General features: G+C 72.0%; 20 protein-coding genes. 6 read left to right on the forward strand and 14 right to left on the reverse strand.

Annotation, left to right across the window (positions count from 1 at the left end; all coding sequences use genetic code 11):
• Positions 1-3 precede the first annotated feature (3 nt).
• The 3 genes from TOK_RS16250 (at position 4) to TOK_RS16260 (ending at position 2,043) form a co-directional block, all read left to right on the forward strand.
• Positions 4-564, forward strand: coding sequence for a TIGR03086 family metal-binding protein (locus TOK_RS16250; protein ID WP_098958656.1), 561 nt, complete (start codon positions 4-6; stop codon positions 562-564).
• Between the two features lie 101 nt (positions 565-665).
• The gene (locus TOK_RS16255; protein ID WP_098958657.1) at positions 666-1,271 is read left to right on the forward strand and encodes a helix-turn-helix domain-containing protein; all 606 of its coding nucleotides are present in this window, start codon (positions 666-668) and stop codon (positions 1,269-1,271) included.
• The gene (locus TOK_RS16260) at positions 1,258-2,043 is read left to right on the forward strand and encodes an SRPBCC domain-containing protein (protein ID WP_098958658.1); all 786 of its coding nucleotides are present in this window, start codon (positions 1,258-1,260) and stop codon (positions 2,041-2,043) included. The genes TOK_RS16255 and TOK_RS16260 overlap by 14 nt, the downstream gene beginning before the upstream one ends.
• Positions 2,044-2,136: 93 nt before the next feature.
• On the opposite strand, the gene htpX is transcribed toward TOK_RS16260, so the two are convergent.
• Together htpX and TOK_RS16270 are read right to left on the reverse strand one after the other, a co-directional pair.
• Positions 2,137-2,997, reverse strand: a complete 861-nt coding sequence (gene htpX / locus TOK_RS16265; protein WP_098958659.1) for a zinc metalloprotease HtpX — start codon at positions 2,995-2,997, stop codon at positions 2,137-2,139.
• A gap of 78 nt (positions 2,998-3,075) precedes the next feature.
• A complete protein-coding gene (locus TOK_RS16270; protein WP_098958745.1) occupies positions 3,076-3,624 on the reverse strand; it encodes a PaaI family thioesterase in 549 nt (182 codons plus the stop codon).
• Between the two features lie 33 nt (positions 3,625-3,657).
• On the opposite strand from TOK_RS16270, the gene TOK_RS16275 reads away from it, so the two are divergent.
• The 3 genes from TOK_RS16275 to TOK_RS16285 all read left to right on the forward strand — a co-directional run bounded on the left by TOK_RS16275 (position 3,658) and on the right by TOK_RS16285 (position 7,580).
• Positions 3,658-4,425, forward strand: coding sequence for an enoyl-CoA hydratase (locus tag TOK_RS16275; protein WP_098958660.1), 768 nt, complete (start codon positions 3,658-3,660; stop codon positions 4,423-4,425).
• Between the two features lie 111 nt (positions 4,426-4,536).
• Positions 4,537-6,480: a 2-oxoacid:acceptor oxidoreductase subunit alpha gene (locus TOK_RS16280; protein ID WP_098958661.1), complete on the forward strand. Its 1,944-nt coding sequence runs from the start codon at positions 4,537-4,539 to the stop codon at positions 6,478-6,480.
• Complete coding sequence (locus TOK_RS16285; RefSeq protein WP_172457584.1) at positions 6,477-7,580, forward strand: 2-oxoacid:ferredoxin oxidoreductase subunit beta; 1,104 nt, start codon at positions 6,477-6,479, stop codon at positions 7,578-7,580. The genes TOK_RS16280 and TOK_RS16285 overlap by 4 nt, the downstream gene beginning before the upstream one ends.
• A 7-nt stretch (positions 7,581-7,587) precedes the next feature.
• Here TOK_RS16285 and TOK_RS16290 read toward each other — a convergent pair whose 3' ends face one another.
• The 12 genes from TOK_RS16290 to TOK_RS16345 form a co-directional block, all read right to left on the reverse strand.
• The gene (locus TOK_RS16290; protein WP_098958662.1) at positions 7,588-8,073 is read right to left on the reverse strand and encodes a hypothetical protein; all 486 of its coding nucleotides are present in this window, start codon (positions 8,071-8,073) and stop codon (positions 7,588-7,590) included.
• A gap of 222 nt (positions 8,074-8,295) precedes the next feature.
• Positions 8,296-8,955 carry an OmpA family protein gene (locus TOK_RS16295; RefSeq protein WP_141566416.1) on the reverse strand — a complete coding sequence of 220 codons (660 nt, stop codon included), beginning with the start codon at positions 8,953-8,955 and terminating at the stop codon, positions 8,296-8,298.
• 621 nt (positions 8,956-9,576) lie between these two features.
• Entirely contained in the window at positions 9,577-10,572 is a 996-nt protein-coding gene (locus TOK_RS16300; RefSeq protein WP_098958664.1) for a polyprenyl synthetase family protein, read from the reverse strand.
• Positions 10,573-10,589: 17 nt separating this feature from the next.
• On the reverse strand, positions 10,590-12,209 hold the full coding sequence (gene nuoN / locus TOK_RS16305) for an NADH-quinone oxidoreductase subunit NuoN (protein WP_098958665.1): 1,620 nt from the start codon (positions 12,207-12,209) through the stop codon (positions 10,590-10,592).
• On the reverse strand, positions 12,206-13,822 hold the full coding sequence (locus TOK_RS16310; protein WP_098958666.1) for an NADH-quinone oxidoreductase subunit M: 1,617 nt from the start codon (positions 13,820-13,822) through the stop codon (positions 12,206-12,208). Before TOK_RS16310 ends, nuoN begins: the two co-directional genes overlap by 4 nt.
• A complete protein-coding gene (gene nuoL / locus TOK_RS16315) occupies positions 13,819-15,777 on the reverse strand; it encodes an NADH-quinone oxidoreductase subunit L (protein WP_172457585.1) in 1,959 nt (652 codons plus the stop codon). Before nuoL ends, TOK_RS16310 begins: the two co-directional genes overlap by 4 nt.
• A 9-nt stretch (positions 15,778-15,786) precedes the next feature.
• A complete protein-coding gene (gene nuoK, locus TOK_RS16320; RefSeq protein ID WP_098958668.1) occupies positions 15,787-16,086 on the reverse strand; it encodes an NADH-quinone oxidoreductase subunit NuoK in 300 nt (99 codons plus the stop codon).
• Positions 16,083-16,907 (reverse strand): NADH-quinone oxidoreductase subunit J, encoded by an 825-nt coding sequence (locus TOK_RS16325; RefSeq protein WP_098958669.1) that lies wholly within the window; start codon positions 16,905-16,907, stop codon positions 16,083-16,085. The genes nuoK and TOK_RS16325 overlap by 4 nt, the downstream gene beginning before the upstream one ends.
• Positions 16,904-17,470 carry an NADH-quinone oxidoreductase subunit NuoI gene (gene nuoI, locus TOK_RS16330; RefSeq protein WP_098958670.1) on the reverse strand — a complete coding sequence of 189 codons (567 nt, stop codon included), beginning with the start codon at positions 17,468-17,470 and terminating at the stop codon, positions 16,904-16,906. Before nuoI ends, TOK_RS16325 begins: the two co-directional genes overlap by 4 nt.
• The gene (nuoH, locus tag TOK_RS16335; RefSeq protein ID WP_098958671.1) at positions 17,471-18,766 is read right to left on the reverse strand and encodes an NADH-quinone oxidoreductase subunit NuoH; all 1,296 of its coding nucleotides are present in this window, start codon (positions 18,764-18,766) and stop codon (positions 17,471-17,473) included.
• The gene (locus TOK_RS16340; RefSeq protein ID WP_098958672.1) at positions 18,763-21,225 is read right to left on the reverse strand and encodes an NADH-quinone oxidoreductase subunit G; all 2,463 of its coding nucleotides are present in this window, start codon (positions 21,223-21,225) and stop codon (positions 18,763-18,765) included. Before TOK_RS16340 ends, nuoH begins: the two co-directional genes overlap by 4 nt.
• Positions 21,222-21,465 (reverse strand): NADH-ubiquinone oxidoreductase-F iron-sulfur binding region domain-containing protein (locus TOK_RS16345; RefSeq protein ID WP_305775564.1); only part of this gene is annotated, 244 nt, incomplete at its 5' end. The genes TOK_RS16340 and TOK_RS16345, both read right to left, overlap by 4 nt.

The raw sequence follows: 21,465 nt of genomic DNA on the forward strand, positions 1-21,465 counted from the left end.
AGCATGGAGCCGGCCGAGATCTACCGACGGGCCAGCGCGGAGTTCGCGGCGCGGGTGCACGAGGTCGGCGACCGGTGGGCCGCGCCGACGCCGTGCCCCGACTGGGATGTCCGCGGCCTCGTCAACCACCTGGTGAACGAGGAGCGCTGGACCCCCGAGCTGCTGGGCGGGGCGACGGTCGGGCAGGTCGGCGACCGGTTCGACGGCGACCTGCTGGGCGCCGATCCCGTTGCGACGCACGGTGAGGCCGCGGAGACGGCCCTGGCGGCGGTGCAGGCCGCCGATCCCGACCAGGTCGTGCATCTCTCCTTCGGTGACCGGCCGGCCCGCGAGTACCTGACGCAGCTCGCGGCCGACCATCTCGTGCACGCCTGGGACATGGCCCGCGCGCTCGGGACGGACGAGCGCCTCGACGAGGAGACGGTCGCGACCCTGCTCGACTGGTTCGACCGCGGCACCCGCGACCTCTACCTGGAGATCGACGTGATCGGCCCGGTCGGCGGGACCGGCCCCACCGCAGGACCCCAGGAGCGCCTGCTGGCCCTGTTCGGCCGCACCCCCTGATACCGCACCCCCACCCCGAACTCCCCCGCACCGCGCGCACGGCCCCGCCGCGCACCACGGCCCGCCTTGACAAATGTTATTGTCGGTGACACTTTCGGGCGGTGCTCGACGTCGCCGTCATCGACGACCCCGCCGCCGCGGAGGTTGCTCTCGACCCCGTCCGGGCCCGGCTGCTGGCCGAGCTCACCGAACCCGGATCGGCCACGACGCTGGCCGCGAAGGTCGGGCTGACCAGGCAGAAGGTGAACTACCACCTCCGCGCGCTGGAGCAGCACGGTCTCGTCGAGCTCGTCGAGGAGCGGCGACGGGGGAACATGACCGAGCGTGTCCTGCGGGCCACCGCGGCGAGCTACGTCATCTCCCCCACCACGCTGCCCGCGCTGGCTCCCGACCCGGGCCGCGAGCCCGACCGGCTGTCGGCGCGGTGGCTGCTGGCCGTTGCTGCGCGGGTCGTGCGGGAGGTCGGCGCCCTGCTGTCCGGGGCGGCGACGGAGGGCAAGCCGGTCGCGACCTTCGCCGTCGACGGTGAGGTCCGGTTCGCCTCACCCGCCGCACGGGCCGCGTTCGCCGCAGAGCTCACCGAGGCCGTCACCACGCTCGTCGCCCGCTACCACGACGACTCCACCCCGACCGGCCGCACGCACCGCGTCGTGCTCGCCGTCCACCCGATCCCGCCCGCCCAGGAGGCGACCGATGCCCGCCGATGACCGCGCGAAGAGGGAGCTCCGCAGGGAGATCGAGCTCGACGCCACCCCCGAGCAGGTGTGGGAGGCGATCGCGACGGGCCCCGGGATCGCCACCTGGTTCGTGCCGCACCGCGTCGAGGAACGCGAGGGCGGCACGATGTCGGCCGACTTCGGCGGCGGCTTCGCCGACACCGGCCGGGTCACTGCCTGGGAGCCGTTGCGCCGCTTCGCCTCCGGGACGGCAGAGCCGCCGGCGGACGGCAGGCCCGACTACGCCTGCGAGTTCCTCGTCGAGACCCGCGACGGCGGCGGCACGGTGCTGCGGTTCGTCCAGAGCGGGTTCCTCGACGGCGCCGACTGGGACGGCGAGTACGGCAGCTTCGACGCCGGCTGGGCGCTGTTCCTGTTCAACCTGCAGCAGTACCTGGCGCACTTCGCGGGCCTGCCCGTCGCCAACGTCGTCACGATGGCGTGGGCCGACGGCGGAGCGTCGACACTGTGGCCCGTGTTGCGCACGGGGCTCGGCCTCGACGGGCCGCCGGCCGTCGGCGACACGATCACGCTGAGCCCCGAGGGGATCGTGCCGATCACGGGGATCGTCGACGTCTCGACCGACGAGTTCCTCGGCGTCCGCTCCGCGCGCGGGCTGCACCGGATCGGCGCGGAGGGGGAGTCGGGGTGCGGCGTCAGCGCGTACCACTACGTCTACGGCGACCCGGCCCCCGACGTGGAGGCGCTCACGGAGGCGTGGCAGGCCTGGCTGGAGTGGACGGTGCCGCTCGGGACGGGCTGACCCGGCCGCAGCCTCCGGGTCGTCGTCGGGCCGTACGTCAGCGCCGAGGTTGCGCTCGGGTGCGCCCTGCCGGCCGGCCGCGCCGGCCGCCGCTCAGCCGCGGCGGGCCATCTCCTCCAGCCGGCGGATGCGGTCCTCGATCGGCGGGTGCGTCGAGAACATCCGGGCCATGTGCTCACCGGCCCGGAAGGGGCTGGCGATCATCAGGTGCGACTGCGAGACCAGCTGCGGGTCGGGCGGGAGCGGGGCGAGCTGGGTGCCGCGCTCCAGCTTGCGCAGGGCCGACGCCAGCGCCAGCGGGTCGCCGGTCAGCTCGGCACCGGAGGCGTCGGCCTGGTACTCGCGGCCCCGGCTCACCGCCATCTGCACGACGGCGGCGGCGATCGGCCCGAGCAGGGCCAGCAGGACGGTCGTGAGGACGCCGGGGCGGTCCTCGTCGCCACCGCCGACGAGGCCGGCGAACATCGCCATGTTGGCCAGGAAGCTCACCATCGACGCCAGTGCCCCGGCGACGCAGGAGATCAGGATGTCGCGGTTGTGGACGTGGCTGAGCTCGTGTCCGAGGACGGCCCGCAGCTCGCGTTCGTCGAGCAGCTCGAGCAGGCCCGTCGTGGCGCAGACGGCGGCGTGGCGGGGGCTGCGGCCCGTCGCGAAGGCGTTGGGGGCGCTGGTGGGGCTGATGTAGAGCTGCGGCATGGGCTGGCGGGCGGCGCGGCTGAGCTCACGCACGATCCGGTACATCGCGGGCGCCTCGGGCTCGGTGACGGGCCGGGCGTGCATGGCGCGCAACGACATCTTCGCCGAGTTGAAGTAGGCGTAGGCGTTGATCCCGAGTGCGACGAGCACGGCGACGACGAGACCGGCGCGGCCGAACAGCGACCCGACGAGCACGACGATCGCGCTCATCGCGCCGAGCAGCAGCGCGGTCTTCAGCCCGTTCATGTGCCTGTGCACGGGAGTTCCGTCCTTCCACTGGGTCACCGTGGGCCCCGCAGGATGAACGGCCGGGACGTGCCGGGCGTTCCGCGACGGTCAGGGACCCACCTCACGCCGGCCGGTCTCGGACCGGGCGGCGACGACCTCCTGGCGGCGTCCGGCCTCGAAGTGCTTCCGCGGCACGACGAGGAACAGCCCCTCGCCCTCGGCGGCCAGCGGTCCGTCGGGGGCGTCGAGCCTGCCCTCGCAGGTGAGCCGGAGCTTGCGGCCTTCGCGGGACTCGACGCGCGAGCGCATGTACAGAACGGTGCCGACGGGGATGGGCTTGCGGTACTGCGTCGTCAGCGAGGCGGTGACGGCAGGCTCCTGGAAGAAGCTCTGCAGCGCACCCATCATCTCGTCGAACGCGGCCGCGACGATGCCGCCGTGCGCGAGGCCGGGGGCGCCCTGGTGGGCGTCGGTGATCTCGAAGGCGCAGGTGAGACTGAGGTCCTCGGCGGCGACGATGTCGAGGCGCAGCCCGTCGACACTGTGCCCGCACGCGAAGCAGTACTCGTGGTGTTCGCCGAGGTGCCGGCCGGGCACGGGGGCGTCGGGATGCGCGACGGGACGCGCGGCGGGAGTGGTGATGGTCGCTTCGGGCACGGCCGACGGTAACCCGCGGGGCAGGATGGCGGCATGAGCGACGATGCCCATGCCGAGGTCCGCACCGAGATCACCGACCGCGTGGCGGTGCTGACACTGTCCAACCCGCAGCGGCGCAACGCCCTCAACCTGGACCTCTCCCGGAAACTGGGCGAGGCGGTGCGGGCCGCGGCGGCCGACGACGGCGTCGGTGCGATCGTCGTCACCGGTGAGGCTCCGGCGTTCTGCGCGGGCGGTGACCTGGCCGAGCTCGCCGAGGCAGACCACGCCGTGCTGCGCGAGGTGTACTCGGGTTTCCTGGCGGTCGCGGACTGCCCGCTGCCGACGCTGGCCGCGGTGAACGGCGCGGCCGTCGGCGCGGGGCTGAACCTGGCGCTGGCGTGCGACGTGCGGCTTGCCGGGCCGCGAGCCCGTTTCGACACCCGGTTCGCCCAGCTGGGCCTGCACCCGGGCGGCGGCTACACATGGATGGCGCAGCGGGCGCTGGGCGCGCAGGGGGCGGCGGCGATGACGCTGTTCTGCGAGGTGCTCGACGCGGCCGAGGCGGAGCGGGTCGGGCTGGTCTGGCGGGCCTACGACTCCGACGAGGCGCTGCTCGCGGGGGCCCTGGAGCTGGCCGGCCGGGCGGCGGCGGCGGACCGGGGCCTGATCGCGACGACGAAGTCGACGCTGCGCGTCACGGCCGACCTGACGCACGCGCAGGCGACCGAGGTCGAGGTCCGGGCGCAGGCCGTGACCGTGAATTCGGACGACTTCCGCGAACGCCTCGAAGCGCTCCGCTCGAAGATCAGCAGTCGTTAGCACGTCGACACGTCTGTGACCTCCCCCCGCTGGGGGGGACATCGGGGGAGAAGCGGGTTAACCTCGGGTGACCGATCACACGGTTCCCCGAACCCCGAGGACTGACCTCGCATGACGACTGGCGACATCGACGTCGGTAATCCTTCGCATCCCGACGCCGGCCCCGCGCCACTGGCCCGTGACCGTGTCGTCATCCGGTTCGCCGGTGACTCCGGCGACGGGATGCAGCTCACCGGCGACAGGTTCACCTCCGAGACCGCAACCTTCGGCAACGACCTCTCCACGCTGCCGAACTTCCCCGCCGAGATCCGCGCACCTGCCGGGACCCTGCCGGGGGTGTCGTCGTTCCAGCTGCACTTCGCGAACTACGACATCGTCACCCCCGGCGACCGGCCGGACGTGCTCGTCGCGATGAACCCCGCCGCGCTCAAGGCCAACATCGGCGACCTGCCTCCCGGCGGCATCCTCATCGTCAACACCGACGAGTTCACCAAGCGCAACCTCACCAAGATCGGCTACGCGGCCGACCCGCTCGAGGACGGCTCGCTCGACACCTACCAGGTGCACCCCGTCGCCATGGCGACGCTGACGCGGGGCGCCCTGGAGGAGACCGGTCTGTCGAAGAAGGACGCCGAGCGCGCGAAGAACATGTTCGCCCTCGGTCTCCTGTCGTGGATGTACCACCGGCCCAGCGAGGGCACCGAACGGTTCCTGCGGGAGAAGTTCGCCCGCCGCCCCGACCTCGCCGAGGCCAACATCCTCGCGTTCCGCGCAGGCCACGCCTACGGCGAGACCACCGAGTCGTTCGCCGTCACCTACGAGGTGGCCCCTGCGAAGCTGGAGTCCGGCACCTACCGCCAGATCACCGGCAACACGGCGCTGTCCTACGGGATCGTGGCCGCCGGACAGGTCACCGGCCTGCCGGTGTTCCTCGGCTCCTACCCGATCACCCCGGCGTCGGACATCCTCCACGAGCTGTCCAAGCACAAGGCCTTCGGCGTGACGACGTTCCAGGCCGAGGACGAGATCTCCGGCATCGGCGCGGCCCTGGGCGCGTCGTTCGGCGGCGCCCTCGGCGTCACCACCACGTCGGGCCCGGGCATCGCGCTCAAGTCCGAGACGATCGGCCTCGCGGTGGCCCTGGAGCTGCCGCTGCTGATCGTCGACGTGCAGCGCGGCGGCCCGTCGACCGGGCTGCCCACCAAGACCGAGCAGGCCGACCTGCTGCAGGCCATGTTCGGGCGCAACGGCGAGGCCCCGCTGCCGATCATCGCCCCGCGCAGCCCCGGCGACTGCTTCGGCGCCGCCGTCGAGGCCGCCCGCATCGCCGTCACCTACCGGACACCGGTCATCCTGCTCTCCGACGGTGCGCTGGCCAACGGCTCCGAGCCGTGGAAGGTCCCGGACGCCTCGACGCTGGAGTCCGTCGACCCGAACTTCGCGACCGAACCCAACGCCCCCGACGGGTCCGACGAGTTCTGGCCCTACCTGCGCGACGCCGACACGCTGGCGCGTCCGTGGGCGGTCCCGGGCACGCCCGGGCTCGAGCACCGGATCGGCGGCCTGGAGAAGGCCGACGGCCGCGGCTCGATCTCCTACGAGCCCGACAACCACGACCGGATGGTCAGGCTGCGCGCCGAGAAGATCGGTGGCATCCGGGTCCCGGACGCGGAGGTCGACGACCCGTCCGGCGACGCGGACGTCCTCGTCGTCGGCTGGGGCTCCACGTACGGGCCGATCGTCGCCGGGGCGCGCCGGGTGCGGGGCATGGGCCACCGCGTCGCGACGCTGCACCTGCGCAACCTCAACCCGTTCCCGGCCAACCTCGGCGAGCTCCTGCACTCCTACGGGACGGTGCTCGTGCCCGAGATGAACCTCGGCCAGCTCGTGATGCTGCTGCGCGCCCGCTACCTCGTCGACGCGCAGTCCTACACCAAGGTGTCGGGCCTGCCGTTCAAGGCCGAGGAACTCCAGGACGTGTTCCTCGGCTACCTGGACGGCAGCCATCCGTCGTCCGGTGAACGCGGCTCCGCGCCGCAGGGAGTGGACGCATGACCGACCAGCACACCTCACCCGCACTCGGCGCACTCGTCGACCTGGGGCTGCCCGGGATCGGCGGTCTCGACGGTGTGCCCACCGCCGAGGAGCCGCAGTCCGCCAAGGACTTCACCTCCGACCAGGAGGTCCGCTGGTGCCCGGGCTGCGGTGACTACGCCGTGCTCGCCGCCGTCCGGTCCTTCCTGCCGACGCTGGGCATCAAGCGCGAGAACACCGTCTTCGTCTCCGGCATCGGCTGCAGCTCACGCTTCCCGTACTACCTCAACACCTACGGGATGCACTCGATCCACGGCCGCGCCCCGACCATCGCGACGGGCCTGGCCATCACCCGGCCCGACCTGTCGGTGTGGGTCGTCACCGGCGACGGCGACGCCCTGTCGATCGGCGGCAACCACCTGATCCACGCGTTGCGGCGCAACGTGAACCTGAAGATCCTGCTGTTCAACAACCGGATCTACGGGCTCACCAAGGGCCAGTACTCGCCGACGTCGGAGCAGGGCAAGGTCACCAAGTCGACGCCCCTGGGCTCGATCGACCACCCGTTCAACCCGGTGTCGATGGCGCTGGGCGCCGAGGCGACGTTCGTCGGGCGGGCCATCGACAGCGACCGCAAGAACCTCACCGCCGTCCTCGGCGCGGCCGCCGCGCACCGCGGCACCGCGCTGGTCGAGATCCTGCAGGACTGCCCGATCTTCAACGACGGCAGCTTCGACGTGCTGCGCAAGGACGGCAAGGAGAACCGGATCGTCCCGCTCACCCACGGCGAGCCGATCCGCTTCGGCTCCGAGGGCGCGGACGGCCTGGGCACCCACGCCGTCGTGGCCGACGGGCTCAGGCTGAAGGTGGTCGACGCGGCGTCGGTGGACCCGTCGGACATCGTCGTGCACGACGCGGGCAGCCACGAGCTCGCCTTCGCGCTGTCGCGGCTGTCCGACCAGGACCTCACGCACACCGTCACGGGCATCTTCCGCGATTCGTCGCGGGCCACCTACGACGACGCCGCGCGGGCGCAGGTGGCGCAGGCGAAGGCCGCCGACAGCGCGCCGTCCCTGCAGTCCCTGCTCAACGGCCGCGACACCTGGACCGTCGCGGGCTGAGCCCGGGTCAGTCCTCCGGCGACCCGTGCTGCGTCGGCACGGCGGGCCGGCCGTCCTTGCGGAACCGCACGCCGGGGCCGGGTTCTGATCCTTCGGGGCCCGGCCCGGCGGGTGTGTCCTCGGTCGGCGGCTCGTCCGGCGGCTGGGATCCCACGCCGAGCCGTTCCAGCGCGCTCGTCGCCTCCTTCGCCGTCCCCGGCCGCACCCCGGACGGGACGTTCCACGCGTCGAGGGCGGCCAGCGCCGAGTTGAGCGACCCCAGCGGGACACCGGGCGGCGGTGTCGACGGCGGCTCCTGCCCTGCCGGGCGGGTGTGCCCCGGGTGCGGCTGCCGCACCCCGGTCGGTGGCGTGGGGTTCCACGCGTGGTCGACCGTCGGACGACGACGCCCCGCCCGCCGCGCCGGGGCCACGAACGTCACCCACGTCGCCGCCGCGCCCAGCAGGAACGCGACCAGGCACAGCAGCCAGACCTGACCGAACAGCCACGCCATCGCGACTCCCCCCACCGCGGCGCCGACCCCGCACCTCGGCCGGCCGCGTCACCGTATCGGCCGCCGGGCCGCCCGTCGACGGTTCCGCCGCGCGCCCCGCGCAGGTCAGCCCGTGCGGGTGTACTCGTTGACGACCGCGCCGGAGCGGTAGGGCGTCGACCCGGACACCCCGACCGACGACGTCCTCGACGCTCTCGTGGCCGGCTCCTCCCCCGCGACCAACTAGCCCGCGACGATCTCGACCCGCCTGCTGGCCGCCGCGGTCGGCAGCGGGTCGGCCTCGCCCCTGCCCTCGACGGCGATCCGCGACCCGTCGATCCCGGCGGCCCGCAACGCGTCCCCGACGGCCCGGGCCCGATCCAGCGACAGCGCCTGTGCCACCGCGGGCGGGCCGGGGGTGTCGGCGGCGTGCCCGGTGAGCCGCACCCGCGCGTCCGGGTGGGCGGCGAGCCACTGCCCCACGCGGATCACCGTGTCGGCCGCCGGGCCCTGCAGTACCGCGCTGTCCGCGGTGAACGTGACGGGTGCGGCGGCGACGAGCGCGGTGACGTCGGCCGCGGCCGGGCCCGCCGGCTCCGGTCGCGACGGGCCCGCGGCCACCGACACCTCCCGCACCCCGGTGACGCCGTCGACGACATCGCGCGCCCGGTCGAGCGCGTCGGGCGGGACGCCGGTGAGGGCGACGTCGCGGCCGGACACGCCGACGCCCACGCCGGCGATTCCCGCCGCCGCCAGCGCCGCCGAGGTCCGGGCGGCGATGTCGTCGGCGATCCGGGGCGCCGGCCACAGCAGCGCGAGCCCCCCCAGCAGCGCCGGGACCACGACGACCGCGAGCAGCCACACCGACAGCCGTTGCCGGGGACGCGACGCGTGCGAGGCCACGCGCGTATCCCACCACCGCCGTGTCACGACAGGATCACGCTCCGCAACACGACCACCGGGGCGCGTGCGGATCGTCGGGCCTTGGTTCCCTTCGTGCACGACTACGGCAACGGCGGCAACGGCGGCAGCCGGTCGTGGGGCTGCGCGGCGCGGGTCCTGGAGCTGGTCGCCGGTTCGTGAGCGGCCCGTGCGGGTGACCGGGTTCACCCCGGCGGGCGCGTCGTGCGGGTGTTCTGATGGAGGTCCTGACCGCCACGGATCCGTCGACCTCCGGGGCGGTCGACCGCACCGGCCTCGCGGCGGCAGCGGTGGCCGGCACGCTGTGGGGTCCGGCCACGGCACGTTCGGTCACGGCGCCGGCCACACCACGTTCATGGTGGTGGCGGGGTTCGCGACGGTCGTGCCCATGCTCCGGGTCCCGGCCTCGACCTGACCCGGTCCTCCGCCCCGCTCCGCAGGCGGGTCACCGGACGACGCCTCCGCCGGCCCGGGCCGGCGCATCGCGGCCTTCCAGAACACCCGCCGGCAGGGCTGGGGCCCACCGTCGGGTTCGACGTCGGACCGGTCACGTCGATGCGTGAACCGGTCCCGCGCCGGACCCGGCAGGTCCTGGTGGGCGGATCAGCCCGTGCGCTCGACGACGTAGGACGTCAGCGTCGAGAGTGCCGCCGTCGCCGGGCAGTCGGGCAGCAGGGCCAGCTGCGCGCGGGAGTCCTCCGCGTAGTGCGCCAACGTCTGGCGGGAGCGGTCGAGGCCGGGGCCGGTGCGCAGCAGGTCGAGCGCCTCCTCGACCTCGGCGTCGTCGCTGATCGGACGCGACAGCAGGTGCCGCAGCCGGTCGGCCCCCGGCTCCTGCACCGCGTAGAGCATCGGCAGCGTCTGCACGCCCTCGCGCAGGTCGGTGCCCGGGGTCTTGCCCGAGTCGTCCGATGGCGACGCGATGTCGATGACGTCGTCGGAGATCTGGAACGCCGTCCCGATCGTCGCCCCGAAACGGCGCAGCGCCTCGGTCTGCTCCGGCGTGCAGCCGGAGAACATGCCGCCGTAGCGGCCCGACGTCGCGATCAGCGACCCCGTCTTCTCGGCGACGACCCGCAGGTAGTGCTCCACCGGGTCGTCGCCCGGGCCGGGGCCACGGGTCTCGCGCATCTGACCCGTGACCAGCTCGGCGAACGTCTCGGCGATGATCCGCACCGCGTCGGGGCCGAGGTCGGCCACGAGCCGTGACGCGTGCGCGAACAGGAAGTCGCCCGTCAGGATTGCGACGGTGTTGTCCCACCGGGAGTTGGCGCTCTCGGCCCCGCGGCGCATCGTGGCCGAGTCCATGACGTCGTCGTGGTAGAGCGTCGCCAGGTGCACGAGCTCCACCACGGCCGACGCCGTGATCACCTCGTCGCTGTCGGGACGGGGCCCCACCTGCGCCGACAGCAGCGTGAACAGCGGCCGGAACCGCTTCCCACCCGCGTCGATCAGGTGTAGCGACGTCTCCGCGACGAAGTGGTACTCGGCCTGGACCTCGCGGTGCAGGAGGTCCTCGACCCGCTTGAGGCCGTCGGTCGTGACCGCGGCCAACAGCGGGTCGCCGACCTCTACTCCCGCGACGATGTGTGTCTCCACCCCTTCAGCCTACGAACTCACCCGACGAAGGGGCCGCCGGAGGCCATACCCAGCGCCAGCGACGGGACGATGCCCAGCAGGAGTGTGACGAGGACGCCCAGGGTGATGGCCGCCGTCGTGAACGCTCCGGGCACCGTGACGGTGGGCCCGTCGGGTGCCGGCTCGTTGAAGTACATGAGCACGATGACCCGCAGGTAGAAGAACGCCGCGACCGCGCTGGCGATCAGCGCGACGATCACGAGCGGGGCCATCCCGTCGTCCAGCGCCGCCGCGAAGACCGCGAACTTGGCCGTGAAACCACTCGTCAACGGGATACCCGCCAACGCCAGCAACAGGAACGTCATCACCCCTGCGAGCAGCGGGGATCTCTTCGCGAGCCCCGCCCACTGGGACAGGTGCGAGGCCTCTCCGTCGGCGTCGCGGACCAGCGAGATGACCCCGAACACCGCGAGCGTGGTGAAGCCGTAGGCCAGCAGGTAGAACAGCGTGCCGGAGACGCCCTGCTCGGTGATGGACATCGAGCCGAGCAGCAGGAAGCCGGCGTGCGCGATCGACGAGTAGGCGATCATGCGCTTGATGTCGGTCTGGGTGAGACCGAGCACGGCGCCGATGACCATCGAGACGATCGCGACGGCCCACAGCACGCCCCGCCACTCCCAGCGGGTGGTGTCGAACGCCACGAAGAGGACCCGGGAGATCGCGCCGAACGCCGCGACCTTCGTGCAGGCCGCCATGAACGCGGTGACCGGCGTCGGGGCGCCCTGGTAGACGTCGGGCGTCCAGGTGTGGAACGGTCCGACCGACCCCTTGAAGAGCAGGCCCACGACGAGCAGCGCCAGACCGCCGAACAGCAGCGTGTCGGAGCGGTCGGAGCCGGCAGCCGCCTGCGCGATCGCCGAGAGCTTCACCGAGCCCGCGTAGCCGTAGAGCAGCGCGAGGCCGTAGAGGAAGAACGCCGACGCGAACGCGCCGAGCAGGAAGTACTTGACGGCCGCCTCCTGCGAGAGCAGCCGGCGGCGCCGCGCGAGCCCGCACATCAGGTACAGCGGCAGCGACAGGACCTCGAGGGCGATGAACATCGTCAGCAGATCGTTGGCCGCGACGAAGGTCATCATGCCGCCGAGCGCGAACAGCGCGAACGGGAAGACCTCGGTCTGCATCGTCGGGGCGGAGCCCGGCTCACCGTAGTCGCGGTCGTCCTCGGCCTCGATGCCCGGGAGGACGGATTCGCCGCCCCCGCCGGCCGCGGCCGCCCGGGACGCCGACGACGGGATGAACGCGCCGCCCGGCTCCACCGAGCGATCGGCGATCAGCAGGATGCTGCCCAGGCCGAGCAGCAGCAGCGTGCCCCACAGGAACAGCGTCGGGTTGTCGACGGACAGTGCGTCGCCCAGCGTCGTCAGGGCGGCGGGACTGCCGCCGGCGTGGACGCCGAGGGTGACACCCGCCGCGGCGAGGATCACGAGGCTCAGGGCCACCTGGACGGGCCAGCGCTGGTGCCGCGGCAGGAACGCCTCGACGAGCACCGCGACGCAGGCACCGCCCAGCACGATCAGCACGGGGGCGATGGCCCCGTAGGCGATCGGCGGCGCGGTGATCGCCCCGCCGGTCGCCTGCGCGAGAAGAACCGGGGTCACCGGGACACCCCTCCCACCGGGTCGGGGAGTCCGACCTCGGTCATCGTGGCGGCTGCCGTCGGGTTGATCACGTCGAGCACCGGGCCGGGGAAGAACCCGAGCACCAGGATCAGCACGATCATCGGCGTCAGGACGCCGATCTCCCGCTTGGACAGGTCGGGGAATCCGGTCGCGCCGCGCTCGGCGGCCACGGCCGGGTCGATCATGGTGCCCGGGCCGTCACCGCGGCCACCGCCGAGGGCGGCGAGCACGGCCGAACCGCGCAGCGGGCCCTGCATGGTGCGCTGGTAGAACCAGAGCACGTAGAGCGCGGCGAAGATGATGCCGACGGTCGCCAGGATCGTGAAGACGGGCTGGCGGGGGAACGAGCCCAGCAGCACCAGGAACTCGCTCACGAACGAGTTGGTGCCCGGCAGGGCCAGCGACGACAGGCCGGCGACGAGGAACGCACCCGCCAGCAGCGGCGCCACCTTGTGCACGCCCCCGTAGTCGCCGACGAGCCGCGACCCGCCGCGGGCGATCACCAGGCCGACGACCATGAACAGCATGCCCGTCGAGACACCGTGGTTGACCATGTAGAGCACCGAGCCGCTGATCGACTGCGTCGAGAAGGCGAAGATGCCCAGCGCGATGAAGCCGAAGTGCGCGATCGAGGTGTAGGACACGAAGCGCTTCATGTCGGTCTGCCCGACCGCCAGCAGGCCGCCGTAGAGGATGCCGATCACCGCGAGGGTGAGCACCAGCGGTGCCAGCTTCTGCGAGGCCAGCGGGAACAGCGGCAGGCAGTAGCGCAGGAAACCGAACGTGCCGACCTTGTCGAGGATGCCGACGAGCAGCACGCCGGCCCCGACGGGGGCCTCGGCACCGGCGTCGGGCAGCCAGGTGTGGAACGGCACCAGCGGCGCCTTGATCGCGAAGGCGACGAAGAAGCCGAGGAACAGCCAGATCTGGGTGCTCTCGGGCAGCGACGCCGCCATCTTCTGCAGCTCGACCCAGGTGAACGTGCCCTGGCCCAGCTCGCGACCGCTGACGACGAACAGCCCGATCACCGAGGCGAGCATGATCAGCCCGCCCAGCAGCGAGTACAGGAAGAACTTCACCGCGGCGTACTGCCTGCGCGGGCCGCCGAAGCGCCCGATCAGGAAGTACATCGGGATGAGCATCGCCTCGAAGAAGACGTAGAACAGGAAGACGTCGGTGGCGGCGAAGACGCCGACCAGCAGCCCCTCGGTGGCCAGCACGAGGGCGAAGAACCCGGACTGGGTGCGCCCCTCGGGGAGCTTCTCCGACCAGGAGAACGCCATCACGATCGGCACGAGGACCGCGGTGATCGCGAGCATGACGAGCGCGAAGCCGTCGATGCCGAGCGCGAAGCGGGTGCCGAACGCCGGGATCCAGTCGACGGCGAACTCGAGCTGGAACCGGGTGCCGCCCTGCGCGGCCGGGACCGAGTACGCGAACCAGGCGACGACGACGAGCGCGAGCTCGACGACCGACACCGCGACGGCCACCCACTTGGCGGTGACCTGCTCCCTGATCGGGGCGACCAGCGCCGCACCGACCAGCGGCACGAGCAGCAGGACGAGCAGCAGCACGGACGAGCCTCCAGTCATGCGAACCTCACCGCCAGCAACGCGGCGATGACGAGGACCGAACCGCCGAGCATGCTCAGCGCGTAGGACCTGACGAAACCGGTCTGCAGCCTGCGCAGCCGGCCGGACGAGCCGCCGAGGGTGGCGGCCGTTCCGTTGACGAGGCCGTCGACACCCCGGTTGTCGATGAACACGAGCGCCCGGGTCAGCCAGACGCCGGGGCGCGCGATGAGCGCCTCGTTGATCGCGTTGGCGTACAGGTCCTTGCGGGCGGCCCGGACCGGCAGCGACACCGGCTCGGGACGCTCGACCGGGGTGGGCCGGCGGCCGACGAACAGGTAGGCCAGCACGACACCCAGGGCCGAGAGCCCCAGGACCAGCCACGGGACGACGGAGTGCGGCAGTGCGCCACCCTTCAGCTCCTCGAGCTCGCCGAGGGTCGGCGACAGCCACTCTGCGAGCCGGTGGCCCTGCGTGAGCAGGAAGCCCGCGAAGACCGAGCCGAAGGCCAGCACGATCATCGGGAACGTCATCGCGATGCCGGACTCGTGCGGGTGGTAGTCGTGGCCGTCGGGGGCCTTGATGTCCTTCCAGCGCTTCTTGCCGAAGAACGTCATGATCATCAGCCGCGTCATGTAGAACGCGGTGAGACCCGCGGCGACCGCGGCGACGAGGCCGAACACCCAGCCCTGCCACCCCGGCTGCGCGAACGCGGCCTCGATGATGGCGTCCTTGGTGAAGTAGCCGGACAGGAACGGGAACCCGATCAGCGCGAGGTAGCCCAGCCCGAACGTCACGAACGTGATCGGCATGTGCCGGGCGAGCCCGCCGTAGTGGCGCATGTCGACGTCGTCGTTCATGGCGTGCATGACCGAGCCGGCGCCGAGGAACAGTCCGGCCTTGAAGAAGCCGTGCGCCAGCAGGTGTGCGATGCCCAGCGCGTAGCCGACGGGCCCGAGCCCGACCGCCAGGATCATGTACCCGATCTGGCTGACCGTGGAGTACGCGAGCACCTTCTTGATGTCGTCGTACGCGCAGCCGATGATCGCGCCGATGAGCAGTGTGATCGTGCCGATGAGGGCGACCACCAGCCTGCCGTCGGCGCTGAGGTTGTAGATCGGGTTGGCGCGGGCGATGAGGTACACGCCCGCGGTGACCATCGTCGCCGCGTGGATGAGGGCCGAGACCGGGGTCGGGCCCTCCATCGCGTCCGGCAGCCAGGCCTGCAACGGGAACTGGCCCGACTTGCCGCAGGCGCCCAGCAGCAGCAGGATCGTGATCGCGAGCGTCGTGCCCGGCGGCACCTCGCCGATGCGGGCGAAGACCTCGGTGTACTGCGTGGTGCCGAGCTCGAGCCACAGCAGGAAGATCGCCAGCGCGAGCCCGACGTCGCCGACGCGGTTCATCAGGAACGCCTTCTTGGCGGCGGTCGCCGCGGCCGGGCGGTCCTGGTAGAAGCCGATCAGCAGGTACGACGCCAGACCGACGCCCTCCCAGCCGAGGTAGAGCATCACGAAGTTGTTGCCGAGGACCAGCACCAGCATGGCCGCGACGAACAGGTTCAGCTGCGCGAAGAAGCGCCGCCGCCCGGGGTCGTGGCTCATGTAGCCGGTCGAGTAGATGTGGATCAACGAGCCGACGCCGGTGATCAGCAGCACGAACGTCAGGGACAGCGGGTCGAGCCGCAGGCCGAAGTCGATGTGCAGGCCGCCGACGGAGATCCACTCGTAGACCGACACCTCGCGGGTGCGCTGCGAGGGGTCCAGGCCGATGGTGTCGAGGAAGATCAGCAGGCCGATGACGAACGAGGCGACGACCGTCGCGACGCCCAGCCAGTGGCCCCAGCGGTCACTGCGCCGTCCGGAGACGAACAGGAACAGCGCGCCGAGGGCCGGCAGCACCACGAGCAGCCACGCGAGCGATGCGACACCGCTCGCAGCCGCCACTTGCCCCGCTTCGGGGAGCTGGGTAGGCACGGGGAGCTCCTAGTACTTGAGCAGGTTGGCGTCGTCCACCGAGGCGGACCGGCGCGTGCGGAAGATCGACATGATGATGGCGAGCCCGACCACGACCTCGGCCGCGGCGACGACCATGACGAAGAACGCCATGATCTGGCCGTTGAGCGCGCCGTTGATCCGCGAGAACGTCACCAGCGTCAGGTTCACCGAGTTGAGCATCAGCTCGATGCACATGAACACGACGATCGCGTTGCGGCGCACCAGGACGCCGACGGCTCCGATGGCGAACAGCAGCGCCGAGAGGAGCAGGTAGTACGTCGGGGTCATCGGTCACCGTCCTGCGAGGGGGTGCCGCCGGTGAGGGCGCGGGGGTCGGGCGGCACCTGCTCGATCTCCTCGACCGGGGTCGACTCGATGATGTCGGAGAGCGACTCCGGGGCGATCGAGCCGTCGGGGAGCAGGGCGGGCACCGCGACGGAGTTGGCCGTCGCGAACACGCCCGGGCCGGGCAGCGGGGAGATGCGGGCGTGCTGCCCCCGCAGCCGGGCGAGCACGGTCTCGCGCTGGGTGGGCTTGTCGTGCGCCTTCGTCTGCGCGTGCGCCAGGACCATCGCGCCGAGGGCCGCGGTGATCAGCAGCGCGGAGGTCAGCTCGAAGGCCAGCAGGTAGTCGGTGAAGATCAGCCGGCCGATGCCCTGCAGGTTGTTCGTCGAGCCGTTGCCGCCGGCGCCGAGGCCCACGGGGGTGACCTCGACGAGGGCGCGGGCGATGGCCGAGACGAGCAGCACCGCGAGGCCGAGGCCGAGCACGAGGCCGGCGAGCCGTTGCCCGCGCAGCACCTCGACGACCGAGTCCGAGCTGTCCCGGCCGACGAGCATCAGCACGAACAGGAACAGCATCATCACGGCGCCGGTGTAGACGATGATCTGCACGAAGCCGAGGAACGGCGCCTGCTGGACCATGTAGAGGATGCCCAGGCTGAGCATCGTCATGACCAGGAACAGCGCCGAGTGCACGGCGTTGCGGGCCAGCACCGTGCCGAGCGCGCCACCGAGGGCGATCGGGCCCAGGATCCAGAAGGCGATCGACTCGCCGAGCGTCATCGGCCCGCCGGAGTCGGCCACGGCCTGCGCGAGCGTCGTGATCATCGGCTCTGCTCCCCGACAGGGTCGTTCGAGTTCTTCTCGCCCGCCGCGGACGCCCGGGCGAGCTTCGGGCCCTGCACGTAGTAGTCCTGCTCGGTCTCACCGAGGCGCATGGGGTGCGGCGGCTGCTCCATGCCCGGCAGCAGCGGCGCGAGCAGCTGCTCCTTGGTGTAGATCAGGTCCTGGCGGTTGTCGTCGGCCATCTCGTAGAAGTTGGTCATCGTCAGCGACCGGGTGGGGCACGCCTCGATGCACAACCCGCAGCCGATGCAGCGCAGATAGTTGATCTGGTAGTCGGCGCCGAAGCGCTCGCCCGGGGAGAACCGGGCCTCCTCGGTGTTGTCGCCGCCTTCGACGAAGATCGCGTCGGCGGGACAGGCCCAGGCGCACAGCTCGCAGCCGACGCACTTCTCCAGCCCGTCCGGGTGGCGGTTGAGCTGGTGGCGCCCGTGGTAGCGCGGCGCGGCCGGCGGGAAGTCCTCCGGGTACTCCTCGGTGACGACCTTCTTGAACATCGTCGAGAAGGTGACGCCGAATCCCTTGAAGAAGTTGACGAACTCGGACATCTACTCGGTCTCCTTCCCGGAGTCGCCGGAGCCCACTGCAGCGGGCTCCCGGCCTGCCGGCCCGGCGACCCGACGGGTGCGGGCGCGCGGCGGCGTCGGCACCGTGAGGTCGAGCGGCGGGACGGGATAGTCGGAGCCCAGCTCGATCGGCAGGGCCTCCGTACGTCTGCGGTCGGGCACCAGGAACGCGACGATCAGGACGACGACGAGCACGATGCCGCCGGCGACCAGGAGCGTCGTGATGTCGCCGGACTCGCTGTTGCGCCAGGCGCGGACCGCGAAGATCAGCAGGATCCACAGCAGCGACAGTGGAACGAGGCACTTCCAGCCCAGCCGCATGAACTGGTCGTACCGGAACCGGGGCAGCGTGCCGCGGAGCCAGATGAAGAGGAACAGGAAGATCATCGTCTTCAGGATGAAGGCGAGGAACTGGAACCAGCCGTTGTCGAAGCCGGACCACAGGTGGCCCAGCCATGGGATCTGGCCGCCGCCGAGGAACAGCGTCGTGGCCATCGCCGAGACGGTCACCATGTTGACGTACTCGGCGAGGAAGAACAGCGCGAACTTCAGCGACGTGTACTCGGTGTGGAAGCCGCCGACCAGCTCCGACTCGGCCTCGGGGAGGTCGAACGGCGCGCGGTTGGTCTCACCCACCATCGAGATCACGAAGACGACGAAGCTCGGGATCAGCAGCCACACGTACCAGCCGGTGCCCTGCGCGGTGACGATGTCCGACGTCGACATCGAGCCGGTGTAGAGGATGACGGCGACGATCGACAGGCCCAGCGCGATCTCGTAGGAGATCACCTGCGCGGCCGAGCGCAGCGCGCCCAGCAACGAGTACGGCGAGCCGGAGGCCCAGCCACCGAGGACGATGCCGTAGACGCCGATCGACGAGCAGGCGAGCACGACCAGCACACCGACCGGCAGGTCGACGAGCTGCAGCGCCGTGCGCTCACCGAAGATCGAGACCTCGCCGCCGAACGGGATCACCGAGAACGCGACGAACGCCGGGATCGTCGAGATCACCGGGGCGATGAAGTACACCCGCTTGTCGGCGAGCGTCGGCATGATGTCTTCCTTGAACGCCAGCTTCAGCCCGTCCGCGAGGGACTGGAGCCAGCCGCCCGGACCGACCCGGTTCGGGCCGGGGCGCTGCTGCATGCGCCCGACGACCTTGCGCTCCGCGTTGATCATGAGGAGCGTCAGGACGACGCCGAGCGCGAAGAGCCCGACGACCTTGATGAGGATGATCCAGATCGGGTCGTCGGCCAGCAGCTGCTGGGTGTGGTTCACGCCGCACCTCCGTCAAGGTTGCCGGCGCCGGTGACGCCGACCAGGTCGCCGTGGCCCGCGCCCAGCGCCGTGCGGACGCCGTCGGCGTCCACCGGGTTGGCGGGTAGCCACACCACGCCGTCGGGCAGGTCGGCGAAGGCCACCGGGAGCGTCACCGCGCCGCGTGCCGTGCGCACCGTCGCGTCCACCCCCTCGGCCAGGCCGAGGCGCTCGGCCGTCGCGGGGTTGACCCGCAGCACCGCGGCCCGGGCCGTGCCCGCGAGGTGCGGCTCGTCGACCGACAGCGAGCCGCCACCGATCAGCTGCCGCCACGTCGCGAGCACCGCCTGGCCGTAGCCGGGGGCGATCGCGTCGGCGGCGCCCACCGCGGGCACCGCACCCGACGCCGCGACCGACCCGACGCGGGCCATGTCGCCCGCGGAGGCCGCCGGCGTCTGGGTGAACAGGTCGACGTCCATCTCGACGGCCAGCGTGTCGAGCACCCGGCAGTCGGGCAGCACGCCCGACGAGTCGAGAGCGACGCGGAACTCGCGGCGCCGGCCCTCCCAGTTGACGTAGGCGCCGGAGCGCTGCACGTCGGGAGCGACCGGCAGCACGACGTCGGCGAGCTCGGTGACCGCCGAGGTGTGCATCTCCAGGCTGACGACGAAGCCGGCCTTCGACAGCGCCTCGATCGCGCCCGCCGGGTCGGACAGGTCGTGCGGGTCGACCCCGCCGACGACCAGTGCCGACAGCACTCCGTCGGCCGCGGCGGCGAGGATCTCGTCGGCGTCGCGGCCCGGGGTGGCCGCGATCGTGCCCTCGGCCATGCCCCACAGCTGCTCGACCTCGGCGCGGGCCGCGGCGTCGGCGACGCGGCGGCCCCCGGGCAGCAGCGACGGGACGGCGCCCGCCTCCAGCGCGCCCCGGTCGCCCGCGCGGCGCGGGACCCACGCGACCTTCGCGCCGGTGCGGGCGGCCAGCTCGGCGACGGCGGAGTAGAGGCCGGAGACCTCTGCGGCCCGGTCGCCGACCAGGATCACCGCGCCCGTGGCGCTCAGAGCGTCGACGAGCTCGCCGCCCGTGGCCGCCAGGTCGCCCAGGACCGCGGCCTCCCCGCCGGGAACCGCCGGGATGAGCGTCGCGTTGGTCTTGTGGGTACCGGGGGTGGTCCACTGACCGAGCTGGAAGACGCGCAGGCCGTGCTTGCGGACGGCCTTGCGCAGCCGGAGGAAGACGATGCCCGCCTCCTCCTCGGGGTCGAGCCCGACCGTGAGGACCGCCGGGGCGGCCTCGAGCGCCGTGTAGGTCACGCCGGTCTCCGGCGTCGTCCCGACGACGGCCGACGCCAGGAACTCCAGCTCCTCCGCGCTGTGCGGGCGCGCGCGGAAGTCCACGTCGTTGGTGTGCGCGGCGACACGGGCGAACTTCGCGTACGCGTAGGCGTCCTCGACGGTCAGCCGACCACCGGGCAGCACCCCGATCCCGCCGGCCGCGCGGGCCGCGAGCAGCCCCTCGGCCGCGACGCGCAGCGCGTCGGTCCAGGACGTCTCCGCCAGCACGCCGTCCGACCCGCGGACCAGCGGCCGGGTGATCCGGCCTGCCGAGGTGAGGTACCGGAACCCGAAGCGGGTCCGGTCGTCGATCCACTCCTCGTTGACCTCGGGGTCGTTGCCGGCGAGGCGGCGCATCACGGTGCCGCGGCGGGTGTCGGTGCGGATCGCCGCACCGCTGGAGTCGTGCTCGGTGACCCCGGGCGTCGACACCAGGTCGAACGGGCGGGAGCGGAACCGGTAGGCGGCGCTGGTGAGCGCGCCGACCGGGCAGATCTGGATGGTGTTGCCCGAGAAGTACGACTGGAACGGCTGGTCCTGCGCGACACCGATCTGCTGCTTCGCGCCGCGCTCGAGGAGCTCGATGAACGGGTCACCGGCGATCTCGTCGGAGAACCGGGTGCAGCGCTGGCACAGGACGCACCGCTCGCGGTCGAGCAGCACCTGCGTCGAGATCGGCAGCGGCTTGGGGAACGTCCGCTTGGTGTCGACGAACCGGGAGTCCGTGCGCCCCGAGGTCATCGCCTGGTTCTGCAGGGGGCACTCGCCGCCCTTGTCGCAGATCGGGCAGTCGAGCGGGTGGTTGATCAGCAGCAGCTCCATGACGCCCTGCTGGGCCTTGTCGGCCACGGACGACGTGTGCTGGGTCCTGACGACCATCCCGTCGGCCACGGTCATGGTGCAGCTGGCCTGCGGCTTGGGCATCGGCCGGCCGCCCATCTCCACCTCGACCAGGCACTGGCGGCACGCGCCGGCCGGGTCGAGCAGGGGGTGGTCGCAGAACCGCGGGACGATGATGCCGAGGCGCTCGCACGTGCGGATCAGCAGCTCACCCTGCGGGGCGTCGACCTCGAGGCCGTCGATCGTCAGGCGGACGTGACCCTCGGGCACCGGCCTGGTCTCGGACTTCTCCGGCGACAGGGTCACGCGCTCGCTCCCGTCATCTCGGCCAGCTGCTCCGGACGCGGGACCGCGGGCTGTTCGGCGATCAGGTCCAGGAACTCCTGGCGGAAGTACTTGATGCCACTGGTGATCGGGCTCGTCGCGCCGTCACCGAGCGCGCAGAAGGAACGGCCCAGGATGTTGTCGCAGATGTCGAGCATCGTCTCGACGTCCTCACTGGTGCCCTGCCCGTGCACCATCCGTTCGAGGATCTGGACGAGCCAG

The sequence above is a fragment of the Pseudonocardia sp. N23 genome, from assembly GCF_002583555.1.
Lineage (GTDB): Bacteria > Actinomycetota > Actinomycetes > Mycobacteriales > Pseudonocardiaceae > Pseudonocardia.

What these genes read in the sequence shown, in the direction of transcription:
- TOK_RS16250 (WP_098958656.1), top strand. Translation starts at nt 4, where the DNA reads ATGGAGCCGGCCGAGATCTACCGACGGGCCAGCGCGGAGTTCGCGGCG.
- TOK_RS16260 (WP_098958658.1), top strand. Translation starts at nt 1,258, where the DNA reads ATGCCCGCCGATGACCGCGCGAAGAGGGAGCTCCGCAGGGAGATCGAG.
- TOK_RS16275 (WP_098958660.1), top strand. Translation starts at nt 3,658, where the DNA reads ATGAGCGACGATGCCCATGCCGAGGTCCGCACCGAGATCACCGACCGC.
- TOK_RS16280 (WP_098958661.1), top strand. Translation starts at nt 4,537, where the DNA reads ATGACGACTGGCGACATCGACGTCGGTAATCCTTCGCATCCCGACGCC.
- TOK_RS16285 (WP_172457584.1), top strand. Translation starts at nt 6,477, where the DNA reads ATGACCGACCAGCACACCTCACCCGCACTCGGCGCACTCGTCGACCTG.
- TOK_RS16290 (WP_098958662.1), bottom strand. Translation starts at nt 8,073, where the DNA reads ATGGCGTGGCTGTTCGGTCAGGTCTGGCTGCTGTGCCTGGTCGCGTTC.
- TOK_RS16310 (WP_098958666.1), bottom strand. Translation starts at nt 13,822, where the DNA reads ATGACTGGAGGCTCGTCCGTGCTGCTGCTCGTCCTGCTGCTCGTGCCG.
- nuoK (WP_098958668.1), bottom strand. Translation starts at nt 16,086, where the DNA reads ATGACCCCGACGTACTACCTGCTCCTCTCGGCGCTGCTGTTCGCCATC.
- TOK_RS16325 (WP_098958669.1), bottom strand. Translation starts at nt 16,907, where the DNA reads ATGATCACGACGCTCGCGCAGGCCGTGGCCGACTCCGGCGGGCCGATG.
- nuoI (WP_098958670.1), bottom strand. Translation starts at nt 17,470, where the DNA reads ATGTCCGAGTTCGTCAACTTCTTCAAGGGATTCGGCGTCACCTTCTCG.